The sequence below is a fragment of the Pseudomonas sp. GW704-F2 genome (assembly GCF_059423025.1).
This window is the reverse complement of the sequence record NZ_JBWKXO010000030.1, coordinates 1-17,864: the sequence shown is the minus strand read 5'-3', so window position 1 is coordinate 17,864 and position 17,864 is coordinate 1. Positions and strand designations below refer to the sequence as shown.

At 62.4% G+C, this 17,864-nt stretch carries 20 protein-coding genes and 1 pseudogene; 5 read left to right on the top strand and 16 right to left on the bottom strand.

The features are described 5' to 3' along the window. Positions 1-195: 195 nt before the first annotated feature. Positions 196-921, top strand: coding sequence for a UTRA domain-containing protein (locus AC07W0_RS22350; RefSeq protein ID WP_017846895.1), 726 nt, complete (start codon positions 196-198; stop codon positions 919-921). Here AC07W0_RS22350 and AC07W0_RS22345 read toward each other — a convergent pair. The 10 genes from AC07W0_RS22345 to soxR all read right to left on the bottom strand — a co-directional run bounded on the left by AC07W0_RS22345 (position 902) and on the right by soxR (position 8,444). Next, positions 902-1,855: a metal ABC transporter solute-binding protein, Zn/Mn family gene (locus tag AC07W0_RS22345; RefSeq protein ID WP_102618346.1), complete on the bottom strand. Its 954-nt coding sequence runs from the start codon at positions 1,853-1,855 to the stop codon at positions 902-904. The two genes, AC07W0_RS22350 and AC07W0_RS22345, sit on opposite strands and share 20 nt — an antisense overlap. Then, positions 1,855-2,754 carry a metal ABC transporter permease gene (locus AC07W0_RS22340; RefSeq protein WP_017846897.1) on the bottom strand — a complete coding sequence of 300 codons (900 nt, stop codon included), beginning with the start codon at positions 2,752-2,754 and terminating at the stop codon, positions 1,855-1,857. The genes AC07W0_RS22345 and AC07W0_RS22340 overlap by 1 nt, the downstream gene beginning before the upstream one ends. Further along, entirely contained in the window at positions 2,751-3,497 is a 747-nt protein-coding gene (locus AC07W0_RS22335; protein ID WP_017846898.1) for a metal ABC transporter ATP-binding protein, read from the bottom strand. The genes AC07W0_RS22340 and AC07W0_RS22335 overlap by 4 nt, the downstream gene beginning before the upstream one ends. Then, complete coding sequence (locus AC07W0_RS22330) at positions 3,494-4,414, bottom strand: metal ABC transporter substrate-binding protein (protein WP_017846899.1); 921 nt, start codon at positions 4,412-4,414, stop codon at positions 3,494-3,496. The genes AC07W0_RS22335 and AC07W0_RS22330 overlap by 4 nt, the downstream gene beginning before the upstream one ends. Before the next feature lie 19 nt (positions 4,415-4,433). Beyond that, positions 4,434-4,994 carry a DUF6162 family protein gene (locus AC07W0_RS22325; RefSeq protein WP_102618345.1) on the bottom strand — a complete coding sequence of 187 codons (561 nt, stop codon included), beginning with the start codon at positions 4,992-4,994 and terminating at the stop codon, positions 4,434-4,436. Beyond that, positions 4,991-5,320 carry a hypothetical protein gene (locus tag AC07W0_RS22320; RefSeq protein WP_046491045.1) on the bottom strand — a complete coding sequence of 110 codons (330 nt, stop codon included), beginning with the start codon at positions 5,318-5,320 and terminating at the stop codon, positions 4,991-4,993. The genes AC07W0_RS22325 and AC07W0_RS22320 overlap by 4 nt, the downstream gene beginning before the upstream one ends. Beyond that, positions 5,317-5,853 (bottom strand): PA2404 family protein, encoded by a 537-nt coding sequence (locus tag AC07W0_RS22315; RefSeq protein WP_017846902.1) that lies wholly within the window; start codon positions 5,851-5,853, stop codon positions 5,317-5,319. Before AC07W0_RS22315 ends, AC07W0_RS22320 begins: the two co-directional genes overlap by 4 nt. Beyond that, complete coding sequence (locus tag AC07W0_RS22310) at positions 5,850-7,052, bottom strand: PepSY-associated TM helix domain-containing protein (protein ID WP_102618344.1); 1,203 nt, start codon at positions 7,050-7,052, stop codon at positions 5,850-5,852. The genes AC07W0_RS22315 and AC07W0_RS22310 overlap by 4 nt, the downstream gene beginning before the upstream one ends. 263 nt (positions 7,053-7,315) lie before the next feature. Beyond that, positions 7,316-7,777 carry a VOC family protein gene (locus AC07W0_RS22305; RefSeq protein ID WP_046384136.1) on the bottom strand — a complete coding sequence of 154 codons (462 nt, stop codon included), beginning with the start codon at positions 7,775-7,777 and terminating at the stop codon, positions 7,316-7,318. A gap of 226 nt (positions 7,778-8,003) precedes the next feature. Next, on the bottom strand, positions 8,004-8,444 hold the full coding sequence (gene soxR / locus AC07W0_RS22300) for a redox-sensitive transcriptional activator SoxR (RefSeq protein WP_017846905.1): 441 nt from the start codon (positions 8,442-8,444) through the stop codon (positions 8,004-8,006). A 100-nt stretch (positions 8,445-8,544) separates the two neighbouring features. On the opposite strand from soxR, the gene AC07W0_RS22295 reads away from it, so the two are divergent. Continuing rightward, on the top strand, positions 8,545-8,910 hold the full coding sequence (locus tag AC07W0_RS22295; protein WP_017846906.1) for an antibiotic biosynthesis monooxygenase: 366 nt from the start codon (positions 8,545-8,547) through the stop codon (positions 8,908-8,910). Here the strand turns inward: AC07W0_RS22295 and AC07W0_RS22290 are convergent. The 4 genes and pseudogenes from AC07W0_RS22290 to msuE form a co-directional block, all read right to left on the bottom strand. Next, positions 8,899-10,002: a sigma-54 interaction domain-containing protein gene (locus tag AC07W0_RS22290; protein ID WP_046491040.1), complete on the bottom strand. Its 1,104-nt coding sequence runs from the start codon at positions 10,000-10,002 to the stop codon at positions 8,899-8,901. The two genes, AC07W0_RS22295 and AC07W0_RS22290, sit on opposite strands and share 12 nt — an antisense overlap. A 10-nt stretch (positions 10,003-10,012) precedes the next feature. Next, a complete protein-coding gene (locus AC07W0_RS22285) occupies positions 10,013-11,047 on the bottom strand; it encodes an acyl-CoA dehydrogenase family protein (RefSeq protein ID WP_102618343.1) in 1,035 nt (344 codons plus the stop codon). Next, a pseudogene (locus AC07W0_RS22280) lies at positions 11,016-11,669 on the bottom strand (LLM class flavin-dependent oxidoreductase); the annotation flags it as partial. The gene AC07W0_RS22285 and the pseudogene AC07W0_RS22280, both read right to left, overlap by 32 nt. Positions 11,670-11,678: 9 nt before the next feature. After that, positions 11,679-12,242, bottom strand: a complete 564-nt coding sequence (gene msuE / locus AC07W0_RS22275; protein WP_046385331.1) for an FMN reductase — start codon at positions 12,240-12,242, stop codon at positions 11,679-11,681. A gap of 398 nt (positions 12,243-12,640) precedes the next feature. Here msuE and AC07W0_RS22270 point away from each other — a divergent pair, with 398 nt between their 5' ends. The 3 genes from AC07W0_RS22270 to AC07W0_RS22260 all read left to right on the top strand — a co-directional run bounded on the left by AC07W0_RS22270 (position 12,641) and on the right by AC07W0_RS22260 (position 16,160). Next, complete coding sequence (locus AC07W0_RS22270) at positions 12,641-12,910, top strand: hypothetical protein (protein WP_026140011.1); 270 nt, start codon at positions 12,641-12,643, stop codon at positions 12,908-12,910. Positions 12,911-13,141: 231 nt separating this feature from the next. Next, positions 13,142-14,302, top strand: a complete 1,161-nt coding sequence (locus AC07W0_RS22265) for a cysteine desulfurase family protein (RefSeq protein ID WP_102618342.1) — start codon at positions 13,142-13,144, stop codon at positions 14,300-14,302. A gap of 49 nt (positions 14,303-14,351) precedes the next feature. Continuing rightward, on the top strand, positions 14,352-16,160 hold the full coding sequence (locus AC07W0_RS22260) for an aminopeptidase P family protein (protein ID WP_017846913.1): 1,809 nt from the start codon (positions 14,352-14,354) through the stop codon (positions 16,158-16,160). Positions 16,161-16,291: 131 nt separating this feature from the next. On the opposite strand, the gene AC07W0_RS22255 is transcribed toward AC07W0_RS22260, so the two are convergent. Continuing rightward, the gene (locus tag AC07W0_RS22255; RefSeq protein WP_017846914.1) at positions 16,292-16,573 is read right to left on the bottom strand and encodes a hypothetical protein; all 282 of its coding nucleotides are present in this window, start codon (positions 16,571-16,573) and stop codon (positions 16,292-16,294) included. Between the two features lie 167 nt (positions 16,574-16,740). Next, the gene (rhtA, locus tag AC07W0_RS22250; protein ID WP_017846915.1) at positions 16,741-17,628 is read right to left on the bottom strand and encodes a threonine/homoserine exporter RhtA; all 888 of its coding nucleotides are present in this window, start codon (positions 17,626-17,628) and stop codon (positions 16,741-16,743) included. Between the last annotated feature and the right edge of the window lie 236 nt (positions 17,629-17,864).

The window sequence follows — 17,864 nt, the reverse complement described above, 5'->3', positions numbered from 1 at the left end:
TAGCGTAGACCATGCCCAAGCGCCCGCAGGCCTTGGACTTGGCCGACGGATTGCAAGGTTTATCACGAGGCTCGACCGGGGTTGTCATCTGTCGGTCATCTGCAATGCCTAGGCTGGCATGCAGTAATACAGGCCCATTTAATGAGCGGTTTATGCACCTGAACGGTGCTGGTCTAGTCCAGATAGGTAACGTTGATGCGTGATGAGGCAATCAAGGCGGTGACATCCATCGGCCTGGCGCTGCAAGAGCAGATCGACCATGGCCTTTTGCCGCCCGCCAGCAAACTGCCCGCCGAGCGCAAGCTCAGCGAGTTGTTTGGTACCACCCGGATTACGGTGCGGGAAGCCTTGTTACAACTGGAGGCCCAAGGCCAGATCTATCGCGAGGAGCGCCGTGGCTGGTTTGTCTCGCCGCCGCGCCTGGCCTACAACCTGATGCAGCGCAGCCACTTTCACGCAATGGTCAACGACCAGGGCCGCGTGGCGTCGACCGAGGTGATCAGCGCGCGGCTGCAACCGGCATCGGCGGCGGTGTGTGCGTGGTTGCAATTGCCGGCGCTGTCCAGCGTGATCCAGATCTGCCGCCGGCGCAGGATCGATGAGCGCCTGGTGTTGTATGTGGAGCACTACCTGAACCCGCAGTATTTCCCCGGGATTCTGGCCTGCGACCTGAACCAGTCGATGACCGAGCTGTACGCGCGCAAGTACGATTTGCACTACGGGCGGGTACGCTTCGAGATTGTGCCGACCTCACTGCCGGTGGAAGCCGCCGCCGCGTTGCGCGTGTCGGTGGGCAGCCCGGGCTTGCGTATCGCCCGGGTCAACTATGACCAGCATCAGCGTTTGATCGACTGCGACCTGGAGTTCTGGCGGCATGATGCCATCCACGTGGGCGTGGATGTCATGGGCTCAGCGTCTTGATCAGTTGATCCACATTGCTTTCCAACGCCGTCACCGGGTCGGCGCCGTCGACGTTCAAGACCAGCAGTTGCGCGCCCCCGGCCGTCACCGCGGTTTGCACCGCCGCGCTTGGCGGGCGATGGTGCAGCACCACGGCCACCTCGTTGTCCTTCAGGCGGGTGCTCAGTTGCTGTAAGGCCTCGGGCGTCCAGTCGGCATCTGGGCGTGCGTCGGTGTCGAACACTTCCAGGTTCAAGCTGCCGAGCAGATACGCAAAGTGATCGCTCAGGCTGACCACGCTAAGGTTATCCGCCTGGGCCAGCCGTGCTTCGCTGTCGGCGGTGAGCTTGAGCAGGCGCAGCTTGAGGGCGGCCAGGTTGGCGTCGATTTGCGCCTTCGCGCCCGGTGCCAGGCGGCTCAGGTCGGCGGCCATCACATCGGCCATGCGCCCCATATTGTTGCTCGATTGCCACGGCTGGCTGTTCAAGCCATCGCTGACGCCCGGTTGTACGGCGATCCCCGGCAGGCCACCGTCCACCGGGCGCGCGGCGTCCACTTCGACGATGCGGATATTGCTGCGTCGCGCCACCGGGTACAGCGGGTCATCGGCCCACAGCGAACGCAAGCCGATGACGGCATCGGCATCCATCGCCAACGTGTTCAAGGCCGGCGCGCCACGGCCGGTGAAGTAGGACACCTGCCGCGAACCGGGCAGGTTGGCCGGTGCGGCGCGTTCGAGCTGTACGTCGCTGCCTTTAAGCAGCAGCTCCGCCAGGCCATAGGTAATGGGCAACGAGGCGAGGACCTTCACAGGCTTTTTCGCTTTGGTCAGCGCGGCGTGGCCCAGGCCTTGGTTGACTTTGAAACTCTTCGGATCAAAACCGTCGACGGCCAGCGCCGACGCGCTGATCAGGCAAGCGATGGCCAAGGCCATTGGGCGAAAGGCAGGGTGCATTATCCAAGATTCCCTTTGAGGCTGGGCACGGTGCCGCGCGCGATGGCGGCGAGGGCGAAGGCGATACCGGCGACCAGGATGATCGCGGCGCCGGAGGGGATGGGCAGGTCGAAGATGATCGGCAGCAGGATGCCGCACAACGTGCTGACGGTGGCAATCGCCACGGAGACCCAGAAGAAGCCTTTGAGCGACTGGCTCAGCAAGCGTGCCGCCGCCGCCGGAATCACCAGCAGCGCGCCCACCAGGATCGCCCCGATGACCTTGACCGCCGCCACGGTGATCAACGTCACCAGGATCACGAACAGGTAATCCAGGGTCTTCACCGCTACCCCGCGTACCGCCGCCAACTGCGGGTTGAAGCTGGCGAGCATGATGCGGTTGTACAGCGGCAGGGCGAGGGCCATCACCAGCGAACCGACAATCGCCAGCACCAGCAGATCGTTGCCATTGACCGTCAACACCGAGCCGAACAGCACGTTTTCCAGGATGTGAACGTTGATCTTGCCCGCCAGTATCAACAGCAGGCTTGCGCCCAACGCCAGGGACACCGAGAGGAACACGCCGATCAAGGTATCCGGCGCCAGGCCGGTGCGGTTGCGCAGGTAATTGAGCAGGATGCCGAACAGCAGGCAGTAGCCGAACAGCGCGCCATAGGGCCCGGTGTAGGGTTCGCCGAGCAGAATGCCCACGGCCACGCCGGTCAGCGCGGCATGGCCGACCGCTTCGGAGAAAAACGCAAAGCGCTTGACCACCACCAGCGTCCCCAGGCCGCCCAGCACCGGGCCGATCAGCAGGCCGGCGAGCAGGGCGTTGACCACAAAACCATAGGCCAGCGCCTCCGGCAGGTAACCGGAAGAGGCCCAGCCCTGGACCATCAGGCGAAACGCTTCATAACTCATGGCGCCAGGCTCCGAGGATGGGTGGAGAACAGGGTCAGCAGGCGATCCGGGGTCAGTGCCGCTTTGGGCGTGGCGTCGAACAGCACGCGGCGGTTCAGGCCGGTGACGCGGTCGGCGAGGCGGCCCACGGCGTCCAGGTCGTGCTCGATCCACAGCACGGTGATCCCGGCGCGGCGCCAGTCATTGAGCAGACGTTCGAACACCTGGATACCGGCTTCATCGAGGGCCGACATCGGCTCATCCAACACCAGCAATTGCGGGGCCGGGATCAGCCCCTGGGCGAGCAGCACGCGCTGACGTTCACCCCCCGACAACGCGCCCATGCGCCGTTTGCGTTTGTCCTGCAGGCCGACCCGTTCCAGGGCCTCGCCGATGGCGCCGGCGTAATGCCTGGACAGCCCGAGAAATGCCGGGCGCCGCTGACACATCGCCGCCATGAAGTCATCCACGGTCATCGGCAGGCCGCGGTCGAACTCCAGCGCCTGGGGCACATAACCAATGGTGCCGGGCGTGTCCGGCCACGTCAGGCGCAGTTGCCCCTGGTGCGGCGTTTGCCCCAGCAGCGTCTTGATCAGCGAGCTTTTCCCACCGCCGTTCGGGCCCACCAGTGCATGGATGCTGCCCGGCTGCACCTGGAAGCTCACGCCATCGAGGATCACGGTGCGGCCCAGGGTCAGCGACACCTTGTCGAAGTCGATCGTCGGGCCGACGCTGACCATGCTCAAGCGTTGCGCCGCCGTCATGCCCCCGACTCCTGAATCGCCCGCACCACGGTGTTGAGGTTGCCGGTCATTTCCACTTCGTACTTTTCAGCGCTGTATTCGCCGTAGGAGATATGCGACAGCGGGTACAGCCGGACCCCGGATTCACGCTGGATGGTCTCGACGTAGGTGGACGGGAAATCCATCTCCGAGAAGATCACTTTCACATCCAGGGCGCGCAATTCATCGATGGTTTTCTTCAACTGGCTCGGGCTGGGTTCGATGCCGTGGGCCGGCTCGACCACGGCGGTGACTTCCAGGCCGAACTCGCGCAGCAGGTAGTCGTAGGCTGCGTGGACCGTGGCCACGCGCAAGTCCGGGTTGGGCGCGCGGGTCAGCTTGGCCAGGGCCTCGGCGCGCATCTGCCGCAGGCGCTTGCCGTAGGCGCGGGCGTTCTGGGTGTAGGTTTTGGCGTTGTCCGGGTCGAGCTTGCCCAGTTCGCGGGCGATGTTGTTGACCTGGGCAATCGAGGCACTGATCGACAGGAAGGTGTGCGGGTTGACCACCTTGCCGGCGCCGCGCGCGGCGTTGCCGGTGGCGGCCAGCAGCGGCACGTTGGCGTTGGCTTCGATCACCGGGATGTCTGGCCGCTCGCTGGTGGCGATCATGCGGTCGGCGAAATCGTCGTGGCCGACCCCGTTGAGCACGATCACATCCAGGGTGCCGATGCGCTTGATGTCGTCGGCGCGCGGCTCGTAGGCATGTGGGTTGAAACCGGCCGGAATCAGCGGCACCACCTCGGCCTTGTCGCCGACGATGTTGGCGACGTAGCTGTAATAAGGATGCAGGGTGATGCCGATCCGCAGGCGCTTGGCTGCCTCGGCGTTGGCCAACGGGGCGAGCAGCAGGCTGATCAGGCTGACCAGCAGCAGGCGTACAAGGGGCGATGAAATAGACATGGGCACTCGGTCTTCTCGGTCAGTGACGGTGCTGGCGGGTCACGCCGGCGTCGAATTGCGCGACCACTTGCTGCCAGCCGGCCGCGATCAGCGCCTGGTCGGTGAGGTCGAAGGGGGCGGCCAGGTCTGGGCGGCGGTTGAGCCAGATGTCCGGCTCGGCGCCCGTTACCCGCATCAGTAGCGAGCCGCTGGTGGCCGGCGCCTGGCTCACGCCGAGGTAGGCCGACGGCGCCAGCAACTGCCAGCGATGATCGCCACGGCTGACCGAGCTGGCGTCCTGGGCAAAGGGCGCAAAGCCTTCTTCGGCCAGTTGCGCGGGCGTCGGCAGGGCGCTGTGTGCCTGCTGCAGCCAGTGGATTTCATCCAGGGTCACGCGCAGGTCGGCGTAGATGCCTTGCTCGGCGGCGCTGAGGTCGCGGCGCGCGTCCAACTGGTGGCTGGGCACGGCAACCACGGCCTGGGTTTCACCGTGCAGGGCCACCACCGTACCGGCCACCGCCAGAATGATCAGGCACAGCAGCAGGACATAGAGGGTTTCGTGCCCGGCCCCGGCTGGGCGTACCACCTGTGTCGTACTCATTGGGACGGGATATCCGCTTGGTCGATTTCAACGACGTGACCGGGGCCTGCATCGAACAGCACGTAGAACTCGGCTGAGGGCTTCTTGAAGGTCAGGGTCGAGTCCGCGCCGAGCTTGCCGGGCACGAGGATGGTTTCGTCGTAGCCGATCACATCCAGGGTCACGCCGGGGGCGCCGCTGCCGTCGGAAAAACCGCCGGTGCATTGGATCTGTTCGCCGGGGATTTCCTTGCATTCGCACATCGGGTTGTGGGCCACGGCTGTGGGACAGAAACCGACGCACAGCAACAACGTGGCGCAGGCGCGGCTCAGGCGTATCAATGTCATGGTTTGACTCCTTGCTTGTTCAGCCAGGCAATGGTGGCAGGCGAGGCCTGGCTCAGCGCAATGGAACCCTGGTGCATCGTGCCGTCCCAGCCTTCCATGGTGACCCACAGTTCGGCGTCGGCCGGCGTGCGCTCGGGCACCGGGAGCAGCGCGCCCATGCGGTACGGCGTGCCGAAGAAGATCACCCCGGCGGCGCGCAGGCTGCGCGGTTTGCCGATACGCAGGTAGGTTGCCTTGACCTGCTCGGCGCAGTTGGCGCACAGGGCGGCATTGAAAAATTTCATCGGGCCGGCCGGGTCCGGGCGCGGGCCTTCGTTGCGGAACTCGGCGAGGGTCAGGCTCCAGGGCCCGACCTGCACCTCGCCGGCCACGCGCTCGCCGATGCCGCTGTCACCGCGAAACAGCGCGGCGTCGGCAAAGTACTTGGGCATGAAGCCCAGGGGCACCAGCAACAGCAGGACGTTAAGGTGGAACCGCCATTTCAGCCACACGGCGCGTAGTGGCGAAGGCGTTGCGGCAGCGACCTTGCTCATTGGTTGCCCTCCGCCATTTCAGCCTGCAGGGCCGCGACCGCTGCCGCCTGGCGCGGCGCCTTGTGGCTGCGCTTGAGGGCATGGAGGGTGGCCAGGGCGGTGCGTTTGGTCCAGATCAGCAGGCCGCTCAACACCATCATGCTCAACACCAGGCCGAAGAATGCCCAGATCAGCTTGATCCACAGCCCGCCAAAGTCGCCGGTGTGCAGCGGGCGCATGGACTCGGTGACGAACTCCAGCGTCGAGCGGTTGGACAGCAGGTGCGAAACCGCCACTTCGCCGGTGTAGGGGTTGATCTGCGCGGTCTGGAACATCAACGGGTACCAGCCCCGCCCGCCGATCTGCAGATGGCTGTAGGCATTGAGTGGCAGGAACACGAAGCTGGTCTCCAGCCCCGGAATCCGTTGGCTGGCGATTTCGATCGCGTCGTCCAGGGCAATCATCGGCGCCGGCACGCCGGGGGCGGACGTCGGTACGCTCTCCCGGGCGATCACCGGCACGATGGGTTCGCTGGAGATGGAAATCTGGTTATCCCCCAGGATCGCCTGAATCAGGAACCAGGTGCCGGTGATGGAAATGACCGCGATAAACCAGATCGACCAGATACCGCTCAGGCGGTGGAAGTCGCCCCAGAAGATTCGCGCGCCATGGCGGATGCGCAGGGTCGGGCGCAAAAAGCCCTTCCAGAAGCGCTTGTACACCACCAGCCCGGTGATCAACGACGCCAGCAACGGCAGGCCGAGCGCGGAGACCAGGTACCAGCCCCAACTGAACCCATTGGTGAATGGCACCAGCCACCAGCCGTGCAGGGCGCGGGTGAATTGTTTGAAGTCGAACGCCGGGCTGATGCCCTGGATCGCCCCGGTGTAAGGGTTGACATAGACCTCCACCGAGCGCCCGTCGGGGTAACTGAGGGTGACACTCAGGGCGAAGTGCGACTCGTCCGGGCGGATGATGGATTGCACGATCACCAGGGGCTCGGCGCGTTTGATGGCGTTGATCACCTGGTCATAGCTCAGCGGTTCGGCGGCGTCCGACGGCTTGCTGGCGCGGATTTCCGGGTTGGCCAGCCAGACAATTTCCTGGCTGACCACGGCCAGGGTGCCGGTGACGCAGACGATCAGTACAAAAAACCAGATGGGTAATGCCAGCCAGCTGTGTACGAGAAACCAGAGTTTTGAGCGCGACTTCTTCGACATGTGAATGGGAGTCTTGATCGGAGGGGGGCAATGAGGGCCCGGAAAAGACCGGTCGTAGCTTTTGCTGACGCGACAGGCTGTATCTAAGTTAAGACGGATGAGAATGAGAAATCCCTAACCCAGATATGAAAGCAAATGTTTCAGGTTCACATTCGGGGCGCTGAGGCCGCGGTGCTGGGCAGCCCCCGTCTCAAGCCGACCCTCGATCAAACAGTGGCAGCGGGCCTGCCCGAGCGCCATCGCGAGCAAGCCCGTTCCCAGGCTCAGCCTTGCTTGAACAGCGCTTCGGCGCGCTGGCGGATTTGTGCTTCGTTCAGATCCTCCTTGCGGGAGGCCAGGAACCACACATGACCGAACGGATCTCTCAGCGTGGCGGAGCGGTCGCCGTAGAACTGGTCCTTGGGTTCGGAAATGGACAGGCCGCCGGCTGCGACCGCTTGTCGATACTGCGCGTCGACATCGTCCACATATAAATGCAGGCCGACACTGGTGTGGCCATCGCGCGGGCTGCCGAAGGCCATTTCACCGCAGGGCGAGGCGAGCATGATCGCCGAGTCTCCGATACGCAGTTCAGCGTGGCCGACCTTGCCGTCGGGCATGTCCAGGCGCATGACTTGCGTGGCGTTGAAGGCTTTTTTGTAGAACTCGATGGCTTCGGCGGCTTTTTCGACGCCCAGGTAGGGCGTGATGCTGTGATAGCCCTCGGGAATAGGTTTTACGCTCATATCATTCTCCCTGAATTGTGTTTATGAAGGGCCGGCCCTTTCACTATAGGCCACGCCAGCCGTGGCTTGCGGGCAACCGACGAGGTGTTGCCCAGGCAACAGTGAACAGGCAGATCGTTGCGCCATAAGTGCTGCGGCGGGCGCCAGCCGCAGCGACACCACGGGTTTCAGGGCGGGGCGCTGTCCCAGGGGTTTAAGGTGAACATTTCCCACAGGGAGCGGTTTTTCAGCTGGGCTCCAACAACTGAGCCCCCGGCCCACGCTCACCGAGCAGGTCGCCCTGATTGCGCAGCGGGCAGGCTTCCAGCGACAGGCATCCACAGCCAATACAGCCATTGAGCTTGTCGCGCAGGAGCATCAACTTGTTGATGCGCTCGTCCAGATCTGCCCGCCACGATGCCGACAAACGCTGCCAATCTTTAGCCGTCGGCGTGCGTCCATCCGGCAGGGCCTGCAACGCTTCACCAATCGTCGCCAGCGGAATCCCCAGGCGCTGGGCGATCTTGATCACCACCACCCGGCGCAGTACATCGCGCGGGTAGCGCCGCTGGTTGCCGGCATTGCGATTGCTTTTGATCAGCCCCTTGGTTTCGTAGAAATGCAGGGCCGTGACCGCCACGCCGCTGCGGGCCGACAGTTGGCCAACAGTAAGCTCCTTGGTAACCATGAAAAACTCCGGATTAACCCTTGACCTTGACTTAACTAGAGGTTTTACCCTGCGTGGTATCGAATCACAAGATTCTGCCTACAGAGAAAGGGGAGTGTTCATGCAGGTATCAGAGAAGAATCGCAGTTTCACTCAATTGATCGAGTTTCAGGTCGAGCCCCAGCAACAGCTCGCCCTGGTCGCGGCATTGTCCATCCAGAGCGAGCGCCTGGCCCAAGGGCACGGCGGCTTTCTCAATGCGAGTGTGCAGGTCAGCGATGACGGGCGGCGGGTACTCAATTACCTGCAATGGCGCTCACGCGAGGACGGCGAGGCGGCCTTCCAGTGCGTTGAGCACGGCGAGGAAGATTTCTGGACACTGATACGCGCCCACCAGGCCACGGCCGTGACCTTCGGTTCGTTCCAGGTGCTGCACAGTTTCGAGCGCAGCCATGACAATGCGTTGCACTGCCGTTTAAATGGATAGGTGCAGCATGCGCTCACCCTGAACGTTTCCCCCCGGGCGGCGCTTGTTCACCGCCAGTTCGCCAATCTTGATCAGGCGCGTGCGTGTGACGTTGCGGCTCAGGCCCAGCAGGTTGGCGGTGTGGACCTGGTTGTAGTGGCTGAAGCGGTAGGCGGCACGCAGCAACGCGTCCTCGACTTTTTCATGCAGGGCACCGGCCTGTTCCTCGAACAGCTTTTGAAAGGCCCGTTCAAGCAAGGCTTCGGCACTGTTGTCGGTGCCGTGCGGGCTGTCGTCCTGACGCTCGATGCGCAGGTTCGACAGGCGTAAATCGTCGCGTTCGATCACGCCATTGCGGCAGATCAGCAAGGTGTGGTGAATCACGTTTTCCAGCTCGCGGATATTGCCTGGCCAGCTGTAGTTTTTCAGCTTGTGTTCGGCCTCGCGGCTGATGGTGACCGGGCCGTAGCCCAGGCGCTGGCTGTAGGCTTCGATGAAGTGTCGGGTCAGCGGCAGGATATCGCCGGGACGCTCGCGCAACGGGCTGAGTTCCAGGCTGACCACGTCGAGACGGTAGTAGAGGTCTTCACGGAAGTGCCCGGCGTTGATGGCTTTTTCCAGCTGCACGTTGGTCGCCGCAAGCACGCGCACATCGATGGGAATGCTCTTGCGCGAGCCCAGGCGCACCACCTCCCGCTCTTGCAGTACGCGCAATAACTTGACCTGGATCGCCATCGGCAAATCACCGATCTCATCGAGGAACAAGGTGCCGCCGTCGGCCTCTTCGAACCAGCCGGCCTTGGCGCTGAGGGCGCCGGTGAAGGCGCCTTTTTCATGGCCGAACAGTTCGGCTTCCACCAGCGATTCGGAAAACGCCCCGCAGTTCACCGCCACGAAGGGCCGGTTGCGTCGTGCGCTGAGGTTATGAATGTGGCGCGCCACCAGCTCTTTACCGGTCCCGGTTTCGCCGATGATCAACACGCTGGCTTCGCTGGGCGCCACTTGCTGGATATGGTCGAGCAGTGCCTGGGATTTCGGGTCTTCGAAGACCTGGGCCGTGGCGCGGATCGAGGTGGCGAGGGCGGGCGAGGGCGGTAAGGTTAAAAGCTGCATGGGCACCTCTTTATGAATAGAACGTAGGAGTCGGCAGGGACTGGTTCAACGCCCAGTCCCCCAGTTCGTGGAGTTTGTAGTCCACCGGGTCGTGCAGGCTTTGCGTGCGCAGGTTGCGCCAGTGCCGGTCCAGGCGCAGTGACGCATGGGTGGCGCGCGCGCCGGTGACTTCAAACAGGCGGCTGCACAACTCCAGGCCCTGACGGCTGGCGGCGACCTTGGCGGTGGCGATGGCGATGGCCAGTTGGCCGCGTTCGTTTTCGCTGAGGTTCGGCCCCTGGGCCCAGGCTTGATCGAGCAGCGCGGCGGCGCGTTCCACCAACAGGCGCACACCTTGCAGGGCCACCCAGAATTCGCCGTAGTGGTGCAGCACGTAAGGGTCTTGGCGCAAATCCTCGGCGGTGGATTTATGCCACGCACGGGTTTCGGTGAGGGTGTAGTTGCGCGCTTCATCAAAGGCACCTTCGGCTATGCCGAGGAACATGTGCGTGAAGGTCAACTGCGCGATCAGTGGGCGCAGGCAGGCGAACGGTGTGCTCAGAGGGCCCGGGTCGAGCAGCAATTCCGACTCCTCGACGCGCACCCATTCGAAACTGGCGCTGCCGCTGTCGGTCTGGCGCTGGCCGATATTGTTCCAGTCGTTGTGCAAGGTGATGCCGCTGCGCCTGCTGGGGATGGCGGCGATCAGCAACTTGCCGCCGGCACTCTCATCCACCGCCGAGGCGATCAGCATTTCCGAGTCGCTGGCGCCGGAGCAGAAGCTCTTCTTGCCGGAGAACTCACGCCAACTGCCGAAATCCTTGACCTGCGTGCGCGTGTCCAGCGGGTTGAGGGCGTTGCCCCAGAACCAGTTTTTGCGTGCGGTCTGTTCGAACCACGGCTGCCATTGGTCCGGCCGCGAAAACAGGCGCACCGTAGCGAGCATCAGGTGGTGAAAACCGAAGACATGAGCGATGGAGCTGTCGACCTTGGCGAATTCACGCACGATGGCCAGGGTGTCGCTCCAGCGCGCACCGCCCGTGGCGCGCGGCCCGTTCACGTACATCCGCGAGCTTTTCGGCGACGGCGGCGGGTGGTTCGCCCCAGGTCAGGTACACGTCCACCTGTTCGGCGGCGAGGTCGTGGGCGGCGTCGGAGGAACCGCCGAAGTACAGCGGTGGATAAGGCTTCTGCACCGGTGGGTAAAGTGCCTTGGCATTCTGCACACGCAGGTGTTTGCCTTCGAAGTCCACCGATTCGCCCTGCAATACGCGGCGCCAGATCTTGAGGAATTCGTCGGAGACTTCATAGCGTTCGCGGTGGTCGAGGAAGCTGCCGTCGCCGCGGTTTTCGTCGGGGTCGCCGCCGGTCACGACGTTGATCAGCAGGCGGCCGTTGGACAGGCGATCCAGGGTCGCCGCCATGCGCGCCGACACTGTGGGCGAGATGATGTCAGGGCGAATTGCCACCAGGTAGCGCAAGCGTTCCGTCAGCGGCACCAGCGCCGAGGCGATTACCCAGGAGTCTTCGCACGAACGCCCGGTAGGAATCAACACGCCGTAGTAGCCAAGGCTGTCAGCGGCCTGGGCGACTTGCTTCAGATAATTGAGGGTGACCGGACGGGCACCTTGGGTGGTGCCCAGGTAATGACCGTCGCCATGAGTGGGCAGAAACCAGAAAACATCCATGACGAATCCTTAAGCGATTTTCAACAGTGAGGGGGCGTGCGCGGCGAACAAAGGGGCTGCGCGTTCTGCCGCAAGGCGAATACGGCTTTTCAAGGCTTCGTTGGTGATTTGGTAATCGGTGAAATCGGCTTCGGTGGCATATACGCCGATCGGCAAGGTCAGGGCCTGGAAGAAGCTGAACAGCGGGCGCAACTGGTGATCGAGTACCAGCGCGTGCCGTTCGCTGCCGCCGGTGGCGGCCAGCAGCACAGGGGTGTCGATCAGCGAGTTAAGGCCAACCAGGTCGAACAGATGCTTGAGCAGGCCTGGATAAGAACCGCGATAGACCGGTGCGGCGACGATCAGCAAGTCGGCCTGTTCGATGGCCAACAGTTGGGATTCGACCTCGGCCGGCAACTCATCGCGCGACAGTGCGCCGCCCAGTGGCCGGGCGATATCACCGAGTTCGATCAGGGTCGTCTGGATCGGCAACAACGTTGCCAGTTCGGCCAGCACGGCCTGGGTCAACACCAGGGTACGGGACGGGCGCCAGGTTCCGCCGGAGAGGGCAACGACATTCAGGGGACGGGTCATCAACAGTTCCTTTTTCAACAGTGGCATAGCAGGGGAAGTGAGCCGGTCTGAGCAAGCGCTGTACCAACGGCTGCAGGCCTTGATCCGCCTGGGCTGCGGGCTCACTGCTGAAAAACGTTGCTGTTGTCTGCCTGGTGTTTTGTTGAATGGCTGTTGCCTGCGCAACAGTTGCCTGGCGAACAGTGTCGAATTCGCGTGGAGCCATTTATAGAAGGTTATGCTTATTCCGTAAATGAACGTATTTACATATTTATAGATCCTAAAAGAATATAAGGGTGGCGCTCATGAGGGTGTGGCGACGGGTGATAGCGACTATCACGGATGGTGATTTTTCACTGTCCAGGGGCGGGAGTAGCCTGTGTTCATTGACTTGAGACCTTCTTCGCAGAGCCGTCGCCATGAACCGATTTTTTGCTGTTTCCTTATTACTCGTCACTTCTGTCGTTGCCGGTTGTGCGACCCATCCTTCGCCTGAATTACGCCCTTACACGGCGCAAGAAACCCGGGAACTGGCGCTGGAGGCGTTGAGCCGTCGCGGCTTGTCGTTTGACGAATATCAACGCCAGCGGGCTGCCCTGACCGGTCAGGCACAACAACCTTTCAGTTTTGCTCACCAGGGCGAAATGAACGCCGAACGTAATGTGACCCTGCATGGCCGCTCCAGTTGAGCCGGTGCTCAGTGGCAAAAAGCCCGAGGTTTCTCAAGAAGCCTCGGGCTTTTTGTTTGCCATGGCGCTATGTCAGCCTGTTAAGCTGAATTTCAGGAGCGTTCCTACGCACATTTACGTCAAGTGGTCCTTTTTTAATGGCATTCGATCGGGTAAACCTGACGACCTCTGTTCCGGTCGATGCCCCTGAGACGTTGCTCTCGGGAACCTGCTCTGCGAGTCCCTAAGGTTATGAATAAACGTCCGTTGTATTTCGACTACGCCGCCACCACCCCGGTGGACGAGCGGGTCATCCAGGTGATGGTCGAGTGTCTGGGCTTGCATGCCAATTTCGGTAACCCTGCGTCCAGTTCCCACGCCTTCGGCCAAGCGGCCCGGCAAACGGTTGAACAGGCGCGTCGCCAGGTGGCCGAGCTGGTCGGTGCCGAGCCGGAGCAGATCGTCTGGACGTCCGGCGCGACGGAGTCCAACAACCTCGCGATCAAGGGGGTGACTCAAGCGCGGGGCTTGGCGGGTGGGCATATCATCACCAGCCAGATAGAGCACAAGGCTACGCTGGACACCGCGCGGCAGATGCAGGAGGCCGGAGTGGCCGTGACCTACCTGGCGCCGGACGCCGATGGGTTGATCAGTGCCGAGGCGGTGAGTGAAGCACTGCGTGAGGACACCTTCCTGGTATCGCTGATGTTGGTGAACAACGAGTTGGGCACCCTCAACGACATCCCCGCCATTGGCGCGCGGGTGCGTGAACACGGCGCGTTGTTGCATGTGGACGCGGCACAGGGCGCGGGCAAGGTGGCGATCGACCTGGCGCAATGGCCGGTGGATTTGATGTCGTTTTCCGCGCACAAGGTGTATGGCCCCAAGGGGATCGGCGCGCTGTATGTCGGGCCGCGGGCGCAGCGGAAGGTGTTGGCGCAGATTCACGGCGGTGGCCACGAGGGCGGCTTGCGCTCCGGTACACTGGCAACCCACCAGATTGCGGGCATGGGCGCGGCGTTCGCCTTGGCGGCGCAGGCGTTCAGTGAAGAGCAGGCGGAGATCGTGGCCTTGCGCCAGCGCCTGCTCGATCAACTGGCGTCGGTCGTCGGTGTGCGTCTCAATGGCAGCGCCACCCAGCGCATTCCCCACACCCTCAGCCTCACCTTCGGTGAAGGCGAGTTCAACGCCGCGGCCTTGAGTGCGGGCATTGCTTTTTCCGCCACCTCGGCCTGCAATTCGGCGAGCAATGCGCCCTCCCATGTGCTGCTGGCGCTGGGGCATGATGCCCGCAGCGCCGGTCGAACCATTCGCTTGAGCCTGGGGCGGTTCACCACCGAGCAGGATATCGACCAGGCCGTGCAGTTGATCAAGGCCACCCTTGCCAGTGCGCCGGCGTTCTGGGCGGTCTGATTCTTCATTCGTAATCCATAACAATTATTCGTGGTTAGCAGGAGACACAATGAGTACGCAGCCTTTGACCCATGGAACGGTTCCCCAGCGCCTGGCGCATACCCGTGAATTGATGCGCCGCGAAGGCATTCATGCCTTGCTGGTGCCGTCCGCTGACCCGCACCTGTCCGAATACCTGCCGGGCTACTGGCAGGGGCGTCAATGGTTGTCGGGCTTCCACGGCTCGGTGGGGACGCTGATCGTCACCGCGGATTTCGCCGGTGTCTGGGCCGACAGCCGCTACTGGGAACAAGCGACCAAGGAACTCAAGGGCAGCGGTATCGAGTTGGTGAAGCTGCAGCCGGGTCAACCTGGCCCGCTGGAGTGGCTGGCCGAACAGACGCCGCAGGGCGCCGTGGTGGCGGTCGACGGTGCGGTAATGGCCGTGGCGTCGGCGCGTACCTTGGGCGGCAAACTGGCGGAGCGCGGTGCTCGCCTGCGTACCGACATCGACCTGCTGAATGAAGTCTGGAGCGACCGCCCGGCGTTGCCGAATCAGCCGATCTATCAGCACCTGCCACCGCAGGCCACCGTCAGCCGTGGCGAAAAACTCGCTGCACTGCGCGCCAGCTTGAAAGAAAAGGGCGCCGACTGGCACTTCATCGCCACCCTGGATGACATCGCCTGGTTGTTTAACCTGCGCGGTGCCGATGTATCGTTCAACCCGGTGTTTGTGTCCTTCGCCCTGATCAATGCGCAACAGGCCACGCTGTTTGTGGCGCTGAGCAAAGTCGATGCCGCGCTGCGGGCGGTGCTTGAGCAGGATGGCGTGACCTTGCGCGATTACAGCGAAGTCGCCGATGCCCTGCGCGCGGTGCCATCGGGCGCGAGTGTGCAGGTTGATCCGGCACGCGTGACCGCCGGTTTGCTGGAACACCTGGATGCCAGCGTCAAGCTGGTGGAAGGGCTGAACCCGACGACGCTTGCCAAATCCCGCAAGAGCCTGGCCGACGCGGAACATATCCGCCTGGCCATGGAGCAGGATGGCGCGGCCTTGTGCGAATTCTTCGCCTGGCTGGAGAGTGCGCTGGGCCGTGAACGCATCACTGAACTGACCATCGACGAACACCTGACGGCCGCACGTACCCGCCGTCCCGGTTATGTGTCGCTGAGTTTCAACACCATCGCTGCGTTCAATGCCAATGGCGCGATGCCGCATTACCACGCCACCGAAGAAGAGCATGCGCTGATCGAAGGCGATGGCCTGCTGCTGATCGACTCGGGTGGCCAGTACTTGGGCGGTACTACCGATATCACGCGGATGGTGCCTATCGGAGCGCCGAGTGATGAACAGAAGCGTGATTGCACCCGCGTGCTCAAGGGGGTGATCGCCCTGTCCCGTGCTCATTTTCCCAAGGGCATTATGTCGCCACTGCTCGATGCCATCGCACGCGCGCCGATCTGGGCCGAAGGTGTGGACTACGGCCATGGCACGGGGCACGGTGTAGGTTATTTCCTCAATGTGCATGAAGGTCCGCAGGTCATCGCCTACCAGGCCGCTACTGCGCCGCAAACCGCGATGCAGCCGGGCATGATCACCTCCATTGAACCGGGTACTTACCGTCCGGGACGTTGGGGCGTGCGTATCGAGAATCTGGTGTTGAATCGCGAAGCGGGCAAGACCGAGTTCGGTGAGTTCCTCGAGTTCGAAACCCTGACCTTGTGCCCGATCGACACCCGTTGTCTGGAGCCGTCGTTGCTGACGGCGGAGGAGCGCCAGTGGCTCAATGCGTACCATGCCGAGGTGTGTCAGCGTTTGAGCCCATTGCTCAGTGGCGCTGCGCTGGAGTGGTTGCAGGTACGCACCGCGGCTATTTGATCGGTCGCTGCTCGGCAAGTGCCGCTTGCGATTTACGCGCAGGCGGCCGGTCGCAGCGTCGCGAAGGGCTGCGCGGGGTCGAGGCGTTCGGTGGGCGCTGCGGAGCAGTCGGAAGTGGACTGCTCGGGCCGCTATTTACAGATGACGATCATGCTCCGGCTGGTGTAACCAGCAGGGTTGAGGCCGAAGGGGTAGTCCCCAGGCTCCTCGGAGTTGTCACCGGACTTGGCGATAACCCGGTAGCCCTTGGCGCCGCATGAGTTGACTGCACTGGTGTAGCACTGGTCCCAAGAGGAGGACAGCCCTGAACAGTTGATATGCAGCCCTTTTTTGCCCCGTTTCACTTCTGTCTTGGTGGTCGCGGCACAGCCAGCAATGGCCACGACCATTAACAGTATCAAAATTCGCTTCATTCCCATCCTTAATAGCCGCTTCAAAAAAATTGCCTGAAGCTGGCTTTACTCGCTCTCGATTGTAGCGTTCGCGCTGTCCTTGTCGAAACTCTCCATGAATGACATTTGTTTGCGGCCTAAACATGGCCCAAATGAGCGACAAATACCAGAGTTACCGTCAAAGATGATTAATCGGCTGGTACTAGAGGTTTGGCCTCGTTTCGCATGGTCAGCGTGGCGCCAACGGAGGCCAGGATAATGCAGGAGATGGCCAGCCACTGTGCGAGCGACAAATGCTCCTGCAGGAAGAACAGGCCCGAGAGCGCGCCGAATGCGGGCTCGATGCTCATCAAGGTGCCGAAAGTACGGGCGGGCAGGCGAGTCAGCGCGACCATCTCCAGGGTGTAGGGGAGCGCCGTGGACAGGATGGCGACGCCGATGGCAACTGGAATCAGCGCAGGCGTCAGCAATGCCGTACCCGCATGAACGATGCCGATCGGTGCGACGAACAAGGCGGCGATCATGACGCCGAGGGCAGCGGTTTGCACGCCGTTATCATTCCCTGCCTTTTGGCCGAACAGAATGTAGAGCGCCCAGCAAACACCTGCGCCTAGTGCATAAGCCGCACCGACCAGGTCAATCCCGGTGCTGGTTTCTCCCGTGGGGATCAACAGCAGAAGACCGACAACCGCGAGGGCGATCCACAGAAAGTCCACCGCGCGGCGCGATGCATAGAGGGCGACGGCGAGCGGCCCGGTGAACTCCAGGGCTACCGCGATACCAAGGGGGACTGTGCGTAGCGACATATAGAAGAGGAAGTTCATGCCGCCTAACGCCATTCCGTAAACAATCACGGTGCGCAGGGATTTGGCCGTCAGCGTGGCCCGCCATGGGCGCAATATCAGCAACATGATGATGCTGGCGAAAATCAGGCGCAGCGTGGTGGTGCCTTGAGCGCCGACGATAGGGAACATGGTCTTGGCCAGCGAAGCGCCGGACTGGATGGAAGCCATGGCGATCAACAGCAGGCCGACAGGAAACAGTGCCGAGGCCAGGCTGCGAGGGGAGGTGGTCATTGGGGTGTTCGTCCGAGGTCATATTTGAGTAGCAAAGAGCCCTATGATGCTTAAGTGTGTGTCGCTGAGCAATATATTGCTCAATTATCAGTTTTCTACCTTCTATATAGCGTGGATTTGGAGGTTTTCCGCTGTTTGATAGAAAAACCAAATTAAAGGTTGACGGCAAATCCTGGACGTCTATAATTCGCCCCACTTCCGGCGCAGTCGAAACGGAAAACTCCTTGGTAAACAAA